The organism is Xanthobacter sp. 91 (assembly GCF_000702385.1).
In the GTDB taxonomy this organism is placed as follows: domain Bacteria; phylum Pseudomonadota; class Alphaproteobacteria; order Rhizobiales; family Xanthobacteraceae; genus Xanthobacter; species Xanthobacter aminoxidans.
Map to the genome: position 1 here is coordinate 3,479,586 of NZ_JNIB01000001.1, position 13,523 is coordinate 3,493,108.

At 68.0% G+C, this 13,523-nt stretch carries 12 protein-coding genes; 3 read left to right on the plus strand and 9 right to left on the minus strand.

The features are described from left to right. Positions 1–14: 14 nt before the first annotated feature. From A37E_RS0116350 to A37E_RS0116385, 8 genes are read right to left on the minus strand one after another with little or no spacing between them, the layout of a single operon-like run. The gene (locus tag A37E_RS0116350) at positions 15–944 is read right to left on the minus strand and encodes a dihydrodipicolinate synthase family protein (RefSeq protein WP_029557597.1); all 930 of its coding nucleotides are present in this window, start codon (positions 942–944) and stop codon (positions 15–17) included. An 11-nt stretch (positions 945–955) separates the two neighbouring features. Continuing rightward, the gene (locus A37E_RS0116355; RefSeq protein ID WP_029557598.1) at positions 956–1,741 is read right to left on the minus strand and encodes an SDR family oxidoreductase; all 786 of its coding nucleotides are present in this window, start codon (positions 1,739–1,741) and stop codon (positions 956–958) included. A gap of 33 nt (positions 1,742–1,774) precedes the next feature. Beyond that, positions 1,775–2,470, minus strand: coding sequence for a GntR family transcriptional regulator (locus tag A37E_RS0116360; RefSeq protein ID WP_029557599.1), 696 nt, complete (start codon positions 2,468–2,470; stop codon positions 1,775–1,777). Next, the gene (locus tag A37E_RS0116365) at positions 2,467–3,486 is read right to left on the minus strand and encodes a Gfo/Idh/MocA family oxidoreductase (RefSeq protein WP_029557600.1); all 1,020 of its coding nucleotides are present in this window, start codon (positions 3,484–3,486) and stop codon (positions 2,467–2,469) included. Before A37E_RS0116365 ends, A37E_RS0116360 begins: the two co-directional genes overlap by 4 nt. After that, positions 3,486–4,643, minus strand: coding sequence for a sn-glycerol-3-phosphate ABC transporter ATP-binding protein UgpC (gene ugpC, locus A37E_RS0116370; protein WP_051679105.1), 1,158 nt, complete (start codon positions 4,641–4,643; stop codon positions 3,486–3,488). Before ugpC ends, A37E_RS0116365 begins: the two co-directional genes overlap by 1 nt. 7 nt (positions 4,644–4,650) lie before the next feature. Further along, the gene (locus tag A37E_RS0116375) at positions 4,651–5,511 is read right to left on the minus strand and encodes a carbohydrate ABC transporter permease (protein WP_051679106.1); all 861 of its coding nucleotides are present in this window, start codon (positions 5,509–5,511) and stop codon (positions 4,651–4,653) included. Between the two features lies 1 nt (position 5,512). Then, the gene (locus tag A37E_RS0116380) at positions 5,513–6,472 is read right to left on the minus strand and encodes a sugar ABC transporter permease (RefSeq protein WP_029557603.1); all 960 of its coding nucleotides are present in this window, start codon (positions 6,470–6,472) and stop codon (positions 5,513–5,515) included. Between the two features lie 3 nt (positions 6,473–6,475). Further along, positions 6,476–7,789: an extracellular solute-binding protein gene (locus A37E_RS0116385; protein WP_051679107.1), complete on the minus strand. Its 1,314-nt coding sequence runs from the start codon at positions 7,787–7,789 to the stop codon at positions 6,476–6,478. A gap of 203 nt (positions 7,790–7,992) precedes the next feature. Here A37E_RS0116385 and A37E_RS0116390 point away from each other — a divergent pair, with 203 nt between their 5' ends. Both A37E_RS0116390 and A37E_RS0116395 read left to right on the plus strand, forming a co-directional pair. Further along, the gene (locus A37E_RS0116390; RefSeq protein WP_029557605.1) at positions 7,993–9,690 is read left to right on the plus strand and encodes an IlvD/Edd family dehydratase; all 1,698 of its coding nucleotides are present in this window, start codon (positions 7,993–7,995) and stop codon (positions 9,688–9,690) included. Between the two features lie 10 nt (positions 9,691–9,700). Further along, positions 9,701–10,579 (plus strand): amidohydrolase family protein, encoded by an 879-nt coding sequence (locus tag A37E_RS0116395; protein ID WP_029557606.1) that lies wholly within the window; start codon positions 9,701–9,703, stop codon positions 10,577–10,579. 2 nt (positions 10,580–10,581) lie between these two features. Here A37E_RS0116395 and A37E_RS0116400 read toward each other — a convergent pair whose 3' ends face one another. Beyond that, positions 10,582–11,997: a PLP-dependent aminotransferase family protein gene (locus A37E_RS0116400; RefSeq protein WP_051679108.1), complete on the minus strand. Its 1,416-nt coding sequence runs from the start codon at positions 11,995–11,997 to the stop codon at positions 10,582–10,584. A 224-nt stretch (positions 11,998–12,221) separates the two neighbouring features. Between A37E_RS0116400 and A37E_RS0116405 the strand changes: the two genes are divergently transcribed. Then, the gene (locus tag A37E_RS0116405; RefSeq protein WP_029557608.1) at positions 12,222–13,505 is read left to right on the plus strand and encodes a hydroxymethylglutaryl-CoA reductase, degradative; all 1,284 of its coding nucleotides are present in this window, start codon (positions 12,222–12,224) and stop codon (positions 13,503–13,505) included. Positions 13,506–13,523: the final 18 nt, after the last annotated feature.

Below are 13,523 nucleotides of genomic sequence, written 5' to 3' on the forward strand. Positions count from 1 at the left end.
TCAGGCCTCGGCGCTCAGATCGCCGCGCGCGGATCGTGCCGGGCGAGGCGGGAGAGCAGGTAGTCCACTTCCGCCCGCGCGGTGGCGGAGAGAGCCGAGCCAGGCTTGCGCTGGGCGTCGGAGGCGATGAAGCCGCGCTTCATCATCACATATTTGCGCACCGCGAGGCCGACGCCCTGCTGCTGCTCGTAGCGCATGAGCGGGAGGTGGGCATCGAACAGGTCATGCGCCTTGTCCCGCTCGCCGGCCTTCTGCAGCTTCACCACCTCGCCCAGCATCTCGGGGAAGGCGTAGCCGGTCATGGCGCCGTCCGCCCCGCGCTCCATCTCGAAATCGAGGAACAGGCCGCCATTGCCGGTGAGGATGGAGATGGGGCGCATGGAGCCTTCCTTCTGGAAGGCGCGCAGCGCCGAGATCTTCTCCAGCCCCGGCCAGTCCTCGTGCTTCAGCATCACGCAGGAGGGGTTCTCCTCAACGATCTGGCGGATGACCTTGGGCGTCATCTGCACGGTGAGGGTGAGCGGATAGTCCTGGATGACGAAGGGGATGTCGGCACCGATGGCCTCGATGGCCTGCCGGTAATAGCCGGTGATCTGGTCGTCCGTGCGCAGGGCCGGGGGCGGGGCGATCATGACGCCCGCCGCGCCCTTGTCCATGGCGGCGCGCGCCAGCCAGCGCATGGCGGCGAGGCCCGGCGCTGAGACGCCGACGATGACCGGCAGCCGGCCGAAGCCGGCGATGAAGCGCGCGGTGATGGCGAGGGATTCCTCCGGCTCCAGCTTGGGCGCCTCGCCCATGATGCCGAGCACCGTCACGCCGGTGGCACCGGCCGCGAGATAGCGGGCGATCAGTGTGTCGAGGGAGCCCTCGTCGATCTTCCCGTCCGGCGTGAACGGGGTGGGGGCGATGGGGAACAGGCCGGAGGCGCTGGCGTCGAGAAGCATGATGAACCCGATCAGATGCTGGCGATGAGGCCGCCATCCACGCGGATGACCGAGCCGTTGACATAGGACGAGGGCGTGCCGGCGAGGAAGGCCACCACGTTGGCATATTCCTGCGGGTCGCCATAGCGGCCGACGGGGATGGAGGCCGTGCTTTCCGCAGCCACCTCTTCCACGGTGCGGTTCTCGCGCTCGGCCTTCTTGGCATCGAGGAACTTGATGCGGTCGGTGGCGATGCGGCCGGGCAGGATGATGTTGGCGGTGATGCCGTCGCGCGCCACCTCGCGGGAGAGCGTCTTCGACCAGCCCACCAGCGACAGGCGCAGCGCGTTGGAGATGGCAAGATTGGGAATGGGAGCCACCACGCCGGAGGAAGTGGAGGTGATAATGCGGCCCCATTTGCGTGCGCGCATGCCGGGCAGCACCCGATCGGCGATGGCGATCACCGAGAGCACCATGTCGTTGAAGCTCTTGGCCCACAGCGCCGGGTCCTGCCCGGCGGCCGGGGTGGGGGGCGGGCCGCCCGTGTTGTTCACCAGCACGTCCACCGGGCCGAGCTTCGCCTCGATCTCGGCGATGCGCGCATCGATGCCGGCGAGGGCGGAAAGGTCGAACTTGAGCGCCATCGCCTCGCCGCCCACGGCCGCGATGCGCTCCGCCACTGCACCGGCTGCGGCGAGGTCGATGTCGCCCAGCGCCACCTTCGCGCCCTCCGCCGCCAGCGTCGCCGCGATGGCGCTGCCGAGCCCGCCGCCCGCGCCGAGCACGAGGGCCGTCTTGCCTTTCAGTCCGAGATCCATGGTCCATCCTTCGTCATGTCGGCAGGGGGGAGGTCAGTCGGCGATCGCCAATCGACCCGAGGCCGCCGTGCCGGCGGTGCGCGCAAGGTAGTCTGCCTTGCTGTATTGCATGTGATCGACGCAGAGCTGCGCCAGCGCCCAGCTGTCCGTGCCTCCGAGCAGCTCGATCATGATATCGTGCTGGCGGCGGGAGAGCTGGAGCCCGGCGTGATCGGCGAGATTCTTGGCGCGCATGGGCAGGGTATAGCCCATGTAGTCCTGCAGCGTGCGCACCAGATAGGGGTTTCCGCAGCCCGAGAACAGGGTCAGGTGGAACAGGTCATTGGTCTCGTGGATGCCGCGCAGGTTGCCGGCATCGGCATGGCGGCAATAATCGGCCTGGATCTCCTTGAGGCGGACGATCAGCTCCGGCGGGGCGGGCAGGGGGATCATCAGTGCGGCCTGCCGGGTGAGCATCTCGCGCACCGCATAGATCTGCTGTACCTCCTCGGCGGAGTAAGAGCAGACGGTGGCGCCCACATTCTTCTCGCGCCGCACGACGCCGGTGCGCTCCAGCTGCACCAGCGCCTGCCGGATGTAGTGCCGTGAGGCGCCGTAGCGCGCCATCAGCGTGTCTTCCACCAGCCGGGAGCCGGGCGCGAAACGGCCGAAGATGATGTCATCCTCCAGCCGACGCTGCACCTCGGCCTGCTCGTCGGCCCGCGATGCGGGAAGGGACGCTTCGCTCATGCGGCGCTCCTGTTCGCCGTCTCGAATCCGGAAAGCCTGTAGCAGTCTTCCACCAGCCGCAAGGTCTCCAGATTGTCCTGCGGCGACGTCTCGAAAGGCGTACCGCTCGCAAGGCACGCGACGAAATGGGCGATCGTCGCGGCATAGGAGCCGAGATAGGTCGCCTCGGGATCATAGTCCAGCCGCTCCGGCTCGGGGCCGGCGAGGGAGAGGGTGGAGCCGTCGAGCTTGAGCGTGCCGGCGTCGCCGAGAATGGTCAGCCGGTCCGCCTGCTGCGCCGGCACGCCATAGGCTGCAAAGCTCGCGAAGATGGAGACGCCGGCGCCGTTCGCGGTGGAGAGCTGGATGACGGCGCCGTCCTCGCCCGCCATGGCATTGCAGGTGCGGCTGAGGGCGGCGGCCTCCACCTTAAGCGGGCCGAGCAGCATGCGCAGGGTGTCGAGGTGATGGATGAGCACCTCCGCCACCAGCATGCGCCGTTCCTCGCGCATGAAGGGCTGGCGCTCCAGCGCCTGGAAACGTCCCTCCGCATCCGGCACCGTGCCTGAGGTGACGAGGGAGAGGTGGGCGGCCTTGATCGCGCCGATGCGGCCGGCCCGCAGCCATGCGGCGGCCTGCCGGTAATAGGCGCGGAAACGCCAGTTCTCATGCACCATCAGCCGCACCCGTCCGCCGATGTCGGCCACCAGTTGCTCGGCCTCCGGCAGGGTGGGGGCGAGGGGCTTCTGGCACAGGATGGGCAGGCCGTGGCGCGCGGCAAGGCGGGCGAGTTCGGCATGAACGGCGCGGGGGGCGGCGATGTCCACTGCATCGAGGCCGCCGGCCGCCAGCATCGCCTCGGCGCTGGTGAACACCACCGGAATGCCGAAGGCGCTCGCCCGCTCGGTGGCGCGTTCGGCGGACGGGTCGGCGATGGCCACGACCTTCGCCGCCTCGCCCAGCGCGGCCCAGCCCTTCAGGTGATGCTGGGTGACCCAGCCGGCGCCGATGAGCCCGACGCGGAGCGGCGCGGCCATCAGTGCGTCCTCCGCTGAACGGCGGCGCGAACGGCGGCGGCGCCGGTCTCCAGCGGGGCGATGGCGTCGCCCGTCTCGGCGTCGAACAGATAGGCGGCGTCGGCGCGGAAGAAGAGCACCACCTCCTGATCGGGCGTCGCGGTGACGTGGCGGGGCAGGCGGGCGGTGATCTCGCCGCCGCCGGGCAGTTCCAGCAGAAGCAGCGTCTCGGCGCCCAGCGGCTCCACCGCGATGGTGCGCCCGGTGACGCGCCCGCTCGGCGCGCCGTCGAGGGCGGCAGGATCGATCGCCATGTCCTCGGCGCGCACGCCGAGCGTCACCTTGCGGCCGTCCCGCGCCTGAAGCACGCCGTCGCTCCAGCGGGCGAGCGGCGCATCGAGCGCGGGGCTCGTCGCACGGCGGGTGGCGGCGGAAAGCGTCGCGTCCATCAGATTCATGGGCGGCGAGCCGAGGAAGCGGGCGACGAAGGTGTTGGCCGGCTGCCAGTAGACGTCGAGCGGTGCGCCGATCTGCGCCACCTTGCCGGCGTTCATCACGCAGATGCGCGTGCCCATGGTCATCGCCTCCACCTGATCGTGGGTGACATAGATCATGGTGGAGCCGAGGCGGTGGTGCTGCTTGATGATCTCGCTGCGGGTGTTCACGCGCAGCGCCGCGTCGAGGTTCGACAGCGGCTCGTCGAACAGGAACACCTGCGGTTCGCGCACCATGGCCCGGCCCAGCGCCACGCGCTGGCGCTGGCCGCCGGAGAGGGCGCTGGGCTTGCGTGCCAGCAGCGGCGCGAGGCCGAGGAGCGCCGCCACCTCCTTCACCCGCCGTTCGATCTCGGCATTTGGAATGGCCCGGCGGCGCAGGCCGAAGGCGAGGTTGTCGGCAACGCTCATGTGCGGATAGAGCGCATAGGACTGGAACACCATGGCGATGTCCCGGTCCTTGGCTGGTACGTCGTTCACCACCCGCCCGTCGATGGAGAGGGTGCCACCGGAGATGGTCTCCAGCCCCGCGATCATGCGCAGCGTCGTGGACTTGCCGCAGCCGGAGGGGCCGAGCAGCACCATGAACTCCCCGTCGTCGACGGTGAGGTCCACGTCCTCCACCACAACGGGGCCGCCGCCGCCGTAGCGCTTCACGATCTTGTCGAGTTTCACCACTGCCATGGCAGCCTCACTTGATCGCGCCGGCGGTCATGCCGCGGATCAGCTTTTCGGAGAAGAAGACGTAGACGACGATGACTGGGATGACCGAGATCATGACGCCGGTGGCGATCATGCCGATGTCCTGGAAATGATCGCCCATGAAGGCGCGGATGCCGATGGGCAGGGTGCGCTTGTCCGGATCAGTGATGAGCACCACCGCGAACAGGAACTCGTTCCAGAGCTGGATGAAGTTCAGGATCAGCGTGGTGGCGATGGCCGGCATGCCTACCGGCAGCACGATGCGCCAGAAGATTTCGAGGTCGCCATATCCGTCCATCTTGGCGGCGTCGAACAAATCCTGCGGGATGCGGGCGAAGAAGCCTTCCAAGAGATACACAGTCAACGGCAGCTGGAGCGAGATATAGACCAGCGCCAGCCCGAACAGGCTGTTGTAGAGATTGTAGTCCACCAGGATCTGGTAGAGCGAGATCAGGGTAATCTGCGGTGGGAAGATGATGGACGAGAACAGGATGCCGTAGATCAGCCGGTTGCCGCGGAAGCGATAGCGCGCCAGCGCGTGGGCAGCCGCGGCGCCGATGAAGGTGAGCACCGCCACCGCGCCCACCACCACCAGGGTGGAGTTCCAGAAATAGGTAGCGAAGTCCGAGTCCACCCAGGCGGTGCGGAACTGGTCGAGGTGCAGGGGGCTCGGCCAGGCATAGGGATCGGCGCTGATCTCCGCCGTGGTGCGCACCGACATGGTGGCGAGCCACAGGAAGGGGCCGAGCTGGTAGATGGTGTAGACGCCCAGCACCAGCGCGAGGATGCCCCGCGAGAACAGGCGCGGCAGCGGCGCGCGGCCGGAGGCGGCGGCGAGGGTTGCGGCCATCTCAATACTCCAGCCGCTCGCGCGAGCCGAGCACGCGGTTGAGGATGATGACCGCGGCGCACACCACCAGGAACCACACGGTGGCGATGGCGGAGGGATAGCCGAGGTCGAAGGTGTTCCAGTTGAAGGCGCGCTTGTAGACGTAGGTGGAGACCGTCTCCGTCGCCCACAAAGGCCCGCCCTGGGTCATGATCCAGACGAGGTCGAACACCTTCATCTTGCCGATGAAGGACAGGATGTAGAGCGACAGCAGCGTCGGCCGCAGCATGGGGATGATGATGTAGCGCAGCTTGGCGCCCCAGCCGCAATTGTCGAGGTCGGAGGCTTCCAGCACTTCCTTGGGCAGCGAATGGATGGCGGCGAGGCACACCACCATGTTGAAGCCGGCCCATTTCCACGCATGGGTGACGATGACGGCGGCGAGCGCGAGGTTGGGATCGCCCAGCCAGGAGGAGGCGAGATCGCCGAGGCCCACGGCCCGCAGCATCACGTTCAGCACGCCCCAGTCGTAATTGTAGATCCACATCCACAGGATCGCGACGACCACGTAGGAGAGCAGCACCGGCGTGAACCATGCGACGCGCAGGAAGCGCGCGAACGGCACGCCGGCATAGAGCGCGAGGGCGAGCAGAAGGCCGGTGGCGACATCGATGACGGGGGCGACGAAGGACCAGATGAAGGTGTTGCGCACGGCGACCCAGAAGGTCTCGTCGCCCATCAGCTCGCGATAGTTCGCGAGGCCCACGAAGGTCGCGTCCATGCCCTCGATGGTGAAGAAGCTGTCAAAGATGGTGCGGAAGGCCGGATAGGCCGTCAGCCCGCAATAGACCAGCAAAGCCGGCCCGAGAAAGATGGCAAGGACCAGCCCCGTGGCGCGCCTGGGGTCGGCGAGGGTGGCCCGCGAGGAGGCTTTCGCCTCCCCGCTCTTGGCCGTGGTTCGAAGGGAAATGGCGTCGGGCATCGCTCACTTCTTCAGGCAGGCGGCGTCCATCTTCTCCGCCGCATCCGCAACGCTGATGAGGCCGGCGGGGAAGGCGTTGTTCATGACCTGGATATAGGTCTCGGCGCACTTGGCCCGGTAGTAAAGCAGGGGCGTGCCGAAGAAATAGGTCACGTCCTTGTTGCGGGCATTCAGTTCGTCGAAATAGGCCTTGTGCGGGCTGACGATCTTTGCCGGATCGGACTTGAGCCCGCTCTGCAGCGACACCTCGCTGATCCATTTGGTGCCGTTCTCGGCATTGGCCATGGATTTCAAGAGCGCGCCGGAGCAATCCTTGTTCTTGCCCTTGGAATACATGACGAAGCTGCCCGCCACCGCCAGCGTCTTGCAGTTCGGGCAGGCGCCCTTGTCCATGGCGGGGAACTTCATGATGCCGAGCGGGAAGTTCGCCGGCATGCCGCCCTTCTCCGGCGCGGCGAAGGCGCGGCCGGTGAACCAGCTGGGATCGGGGAAGGTGAGGGAGCCCGGAGAATTATAGAAGTAGAAGTGGGATTCGCCGAGCTTCAGGGTGGAGAAGCTCTTGGGATAGGCGCCGGCATCCACCAGCTCCTTCACCCAGGTCATCACCTCCTGCACGCGCGGATCCTTGAACGACAGTTCGCCGTTCAGAAGCTTCTTGTAGTCGTCCGGGCCGAGCTTGCGCAGCAGCGATTCAAACAGCAGCTGGCCGCCGGGGAAGGGCCGGTCGCCCACGCCCTGCGACACCGGCGTGATGCCGGCGGCGACGCCCTTCTTCACCAGATCGGTGAACTGCGCCTGCGTGAGCTGGAAGGAGGCCGGCACGTCCACGCCCACCTTCTTCACCAGATCCTTGTTGTAGTAGAGCTCGACCGTATAGGCCTCCACCGGCACGCCATAGACCTTGCCCTTGGAGGTCCAGGCGGGCTTGGCCCAGTCTTCAAGACCGTTGAGGTCGATGTAGCCGTCGAGGGGCTCAAGGAAGCCGCCGGCGAGGAATTCCGGCTGGTCGGGCTCCATGTAGAAGATGTCCGGGGCCTGCCCGGTGCGCACGGCGGACTTCGCCTGGGTGTAGATGTCGGCCTTAGGGATGAAGCTGAGCTTCACCGTGCACTGCTTGTTGGCGGCCTCGAAGTCCTTCACCCGGGCCGTCACCCATTCCTTCTTGGCGGGCTCGTCGGGCCAGTTGCTCCACATGGTGATTTCGGTCTGCGCGAAGGCGTGGCCCCCGCCCATGGCCGCGGCAACGGCAACCGCCGCGCACAGGCCTCGCCCCAATCCCCACCCCGAAGCTTTTCCAACGCCTCGAATGCTCGTCATCCGCGTTCCTCCCGCTTAGTCCCGTTATGCCCGGGGTTTGCGGGGAGACTGGGCGGAGGTCGGATTATTGTCAATAATGATTCCGAATGCCGGCGCATTTTTCGTCTTATGTCGCGTTTGTGGGCATATATTATTGACAATCAGATCGGGTGGGGAAATTCTCCGCCTTCAGGTCGGCGATGATCGGCACGGGGAAGGCGAGGATGGCGCGGGGACTGCGAAAAGGATTGACGAGCTACGGCGACGACGGGTTCGCGCTGTTCCTGCGCAAGGCCTTCATCAAGGCCATGGGCTATTCGGACGACGCGCTGGACCGGCCCATCGTCGGCATCACCAACACCTACAGCGATTACAATCCCTGCCACGGCAACGCGCCCCAGCTCATCGAGGCGGTGAAGCGCGGCGTGATGCTGGCCGGGGCCATGCCCATGGTGTTTCCCACCATCTCCATCCACGAGAGCTTCGCCCATCCCACCTCCATGTTCCTGCGCAATCTGATGGCCATGGACACGGAGGAGATGATCCGCGCCCAGCCCATGGACGCGGTGGTGGTGATCGGCGGCTGCGACAAGACCCTGCCGGCGCAGATCATGGCCGCGGCGAGCGTGGACCTGCCCACCGTGGTGGTCCCGGTGGGCCCCATGGTGGTGGGCCATCATCGCGGCGAGGTGCTGGGCGCCTGCACCGATTGCCGGCGGCTGTGGAGCGCGCACCGCGCCGGCGAGATCGACGAGGTCGAGATCGATACGGTGAACGGTCGTCTCGCGCCGTCCGTGGGCACCTGCATGGTCATGGGCACCGCCTCGACTATGGCCTGCATCACCGAGACGCTCGGCCTCTCTTTACCCATGAGCGCATCCATCCCCGCGCCCCATGCCGAGCGGGTGCGGCTGGCGGAACAGAGCGGCAAGGTCGCCGCGCGGCTCGCGGTGGAGGGTGGTCCGAAGCCGAGCGCGCTGCTCACCCCGGCAGCCTTCCACAATGCGCTGGTGGTGATGCAGGCCATCGGCGGCTCAACCAACGGCATCATCCACCTCACCGCCATCGCCAACCGCGCCGGCGTGCGGCTGGAGCTGGAGACGCTGGATGCCATCGGCCGCGACGTGCCGGTGCTGGTGGATCTGAAGCCCTCCGGCGCGCACTACATGGAGCATTTCCACCACGCCGGTGGCGTGCCCAAGCTGCTGAAGCAGCTCGGTGATCTCGTCGACCTCGATGCGCCCACCGTGGGCGGCGGCACCCTGCGCGAGGTGGTCGCGAACGCCGAGGAGGTGCCCGGGCAGGATGTCATCCGGCCGCGCTCCCATCCCATCAAGGCGCAGGGCTCCATGGTGGTGCTGCGCGGCAATCTCGCGCCAGGCGGCGCCGTGCTCAAGCAGGCGGCCGCAAGCGATCGGCTGTTGCAGCACACCGGCCGGGCGGTGGTGTTCGATTCTGTGGCCGACATGGCCGCGCGCATCGATGATCCCGACCTCGACGTCACCGCCGACGACGTGCTGGTGCTGCGCAACACCGGCCCCAAGGGCGCGCCGGGCATGCCCGAGGCGGGCTATCTGCCCATTCCGAAAAAGCTCGGACGGCAGGGGGTGAAGGACATGGTGCGCATCTCCGATGCCCGCATGAGCGGTACGGCCTTCGGCACCATCGTGCTGCACATCACGCCGGAATCGGCGGTGGGCGGGCCGCTGGCGCTGGTTGAGAGCGGCGACATGATCCGCCTCGACGTGGAAGGCCGGCGCATCGACCTTCTGGTGGCGGAAGACGAACTCGCCCGCCGCCGCGCCATCCTCGCGGACGTGCCCGAACGGCCGCTGCCGGAGCGCGGCTATGCCCGGCTGTTCCAGCAGACCGTGCTGCAGGCCGACGAGGGCTGCGATTTCGACTTCATGGTCCCGCGCTGAGGGGGAGCGCATGAGTGCCGACGCCCCGCTCTGCCTGCCGCCGCGCCCCTTCACGGAGGCGTCGGCCGCGCGCGTGCTGCCGCCCGGCACGTGCGACACGCACATGCACGTGTTTGGCCCGCCCGAGCACTATCCGCTGGTCGCCGGGCGCAACTACACGCCGCAGCCGGTGACGTTCGACACCTACCGGCCGGTGATGACGGCGCTGGGCATCGATCGCGCCGTGCTGGTGCAGCCGAGCGTCTACGGCACGGACAATTCGGCCCTGCTCGACACGCTGCGGCGTGATCCGAAGCGTCTGCGCGGGGTGGTCGTGGTGGCGCCGGAGGTGAGCGATACTGAACTCGCCGCGCTCCATGCGTCGGGCGTGCGCGGCATCCGCATCAACCGGCGCAATCCCGGCGGGCTTTCCCTTGCAGATCTGGCGCGCCTCGCCGCGCGGATCGGGGCGTTGGGCTGGCACATCCAGCTTCAGGCGGTGATCGGCGAAGGCTTCCGCCTCGCGCCCATCGTGCGCACCTGCCCGGTGCCGGTGGTGCTGGACCACATGGGCTTCCTCGCCCCCGGCCTGCCGCTGGAGGGCGGCCCCTTCGGCGAGGTGATGGAGCTTGTTGCCGAAGGCAATCTCTGGGTGAAGCTTTCCGCGCCCTACCGCCTGTGTCGCCGGGGGCCGAACGGCTACGGCGCGCTCGCGCCTTATGTGGCGGCACTCCTCGCCTGTCGCACCGACCGGCTGCTCTGGGCCAGCGACTGGCCGCACACGGAGCTGTTCGAGGCAATGCCCGACGATCGCGATCCCGCTCTCCTGCTCGGGCTCGACAGGGCAGATGCGGACACCCGCCGCCGCATTTTCATCGACAATCCCGCCGCGCTGTACGGCTTCGACTGAAATCAGGACCCGGCGAGGATTTCGCCCATGAATTTCTCGAAGCGCGGATCGTCCGCATAGGCCACGTTGATCCGCAGCGACGGCCTGCGGGGCTCCGCATCTGGATGAAACACCGCGCCCGGTGCCAGCAGGATGCCGCGCTCGGCTGCGCGGCGGGAGAGCGCGCTGTCGTCCAGCCCCTCCGGCAGTTCGCACCAGAGATAGAAGCCGCCTCCGGGCGGGCCGAAGATGGGCAGGCCGAGGCGGCCCAGCGTCGCCTGCGCCTGATCGGTCGCCGCCGAGACGCGGCCGCGCAGCCGCTTGAGGTGGCGGCGATATTGGCCGGACGTGATGAGATCGTGGACGATGCGCTCCACATAGCCGGAGGAGTTCACGCTCGTCACCATCTTGAGCGCCCCCAGCCGCTCGATGAGATCGGCGGAGGCCACCACATAGCCGCAGCGCAGGCTTGCCGAGAGGGTCTTTGCGAAGGTACCCACATGGATCACCCGCTCCAACTGGTCCAGCGAGGCGAGGCGGGGGTGGGAGGCGGGCAGGATATCGGCGAACGGGTCGCTCTCCACCACCAGCAGGCCGTGGCGGGTGGCCGCCTGCAACAGCCGGTAGGCGACCGCTGGCGTGAGCGAGGAGCCGGTGGGGTTGTGCGCCAGCGACTGGGTGAAGAACAGCTTGGCGCCGGACTGCACCGCCTTCTCGGCGAGGTCCGCCACGTCCGGCCCCTCCGGCGTGCGCCGGACGCCGAGGGTGCGCGCCTTGGCCAGGCGCAGCTTGCCGAAGAGGGGATAATAGCCGGGCGAATCCACCAGCACCGTATCGCCCGGCTCCACCAGCATGCGCACGATCAGGTCCAGCGCGTGGTTGGCGCCCTGCGTCAGCAGCACCCGCGCGGGATCGGCGGCGATGGCCCGCTCGGCGAGGAGGGCGGCGATGGCCTCGCGCAGCAGGGGGAAGCCGAAGGGGCTGCCGTAGCTCGCCGGAAAGGGGCGGCGGCCGGGGCGGTTGATGGGCTTGAGATAGCGCCCCACCTCCGAGCCTTCCATCCATGAGGGGGGCGGGCGCCCGTCGCCGACGCGCACGTCGTAGTGCTGCTCCAGCTGCTCGCGCAGCAGCCACACGCTGTCCACCGCCTCGATGACGGCGGGCGGGGCAGGCGGGCGCACCGGGGCGGCGCGGGTGCGCATCACATAGAAGCCGGAGCCCGGCCGTGCCTCGATCCGGCCGGAGGCGGCGAGCCGCTCATAGGCCTCCACCAGCGTGTTGCGCGAGACGCCGTAGGCCGCAAAGGCAGCACGGATGGAGGGGAGCTTCTCTCCCGACCGCAACTGGCCGGCATCGATGCGGCGTGACAGCAGGCGGACCACCGCGTCCACCCGCGTCAGGCTCTCGTCGTCCTCAAGAAGCTGCTCGATCGTACCCATGAATTGAAGGGTACGGCTGCATCGTTTCCAACGCAAAGTGTTCCTTGCCGTACCCCTCGCCTCAGCGGAAAGTCCGCCCCAACAGGCACGCCACGCGCGGCCGACAAGAGACAGGGACGGAACGCCGGAACCGCGCCACCCGAAAAGGGTGCGGCGGGCTTGCCTTCGCGCCTGCCTCGCGTCCGCCACCCGGCGATGTCGCGCGACCACAGGAAGGCCCCAAGATGACCAGCGCCGCCGGCTCCAACCGCTCCTCCCGCATTGCCGGCTTTCACAAGCTGAGCCCGCGCGACCGGCTCGATCTCGTCGCCGGTTTCGCCGGGCTGGATGAGGCGCAGGTCGCGCACCTCGCCAACATGGGCAATCTCGATCCGGTGCTCGCCGACAAGCTGATCGAGAACGTCATCGGCACCATGAACATTCCGGTGGGCGTCGCCACCAACATGAAGATCGATGGCGAGGACGTGCTGGTCCCCATGGCGACGGAGGAATCCTCCGTGGTCGCCGCCGTCTGCAACGCGGCGAAGCAGGTTTACGAAACCGGCTTCTTCACCTCGGTCTCCGGCAATCTGATGATCGCGCAGGTGCAGGCGGTGGACGTGGCCGATCCGGCCGGCGCGCGCATCCGCATTCTGGAGAAGCGCGACGAGATCAAGGCCGCGTGCGATGCCTGCGATCCGGTGCTGGTGTCGCTCGGCGGCGGATTCCGCGATCTTGAGGTGCGCCTGCTCGACACGCCGTCGGGCACCATGGTCGTCACCCATCTCATCGTCGATACCCGCGATGCCATGGGCGCCAATGCGGTGAACACCATGGCGGAGAAGCTCGCGCCGTCCATCGCCGCGTGGAGCGGCGGGCGGGTCTATCTGCGCATCCTCTCCAACCTCGCCGACCGCCGCCTCGCCCGCGCCCGGGCGGTGTGGAAGGCGGCCGACATCGGCGGCGAGGCGGTGCGCGACGGCATCGTTTCCGCCTATGAGTTCGCCGCCGCCGACCCCTATCGCGCCGCCACCCACAACAAGGGCATCATGAACGGCATCTCCGCCGTGGTGCTCGCCACCGGCAACGACACCCGCGCGGTGGAGGCCGGCGCCCATGCCTACGCCGCCCGCTCGGGCCGCTATACCTCGCTCACCACCTATGAGGTGGACAAGGACGGCAACCTTTCCGCCTCCATCGAGTTGCCGCTGGCGGTGGGGCTCATCGGCGGCGCCACCAAGGTGCATCCCACGGCACGCGCGTGCCTCGCCATTCTCGGCGTCACCACCGCCGAGCGGCTGGCGCGCATCATCGCGGCGGTGGGGCTGGCGCAGAATTTCTCGGCGCTCAAGGCGCTCGCCACCACCGGCATCCAGAAGGGCCACATGGCCCTTCATGCCCAGAACATCGCCATGATGGCGGGTGCCGTGGGCGAGGAGATCGACCGCGTGGCCCGCCTTCTCGTGGAGCGGGCCAGCGTGCGCATGGATGTGGCGCAGAAGGTGCTCGAAGAGGTGCGCGGCAACTGACCGCGCGGGTTTCAAGAA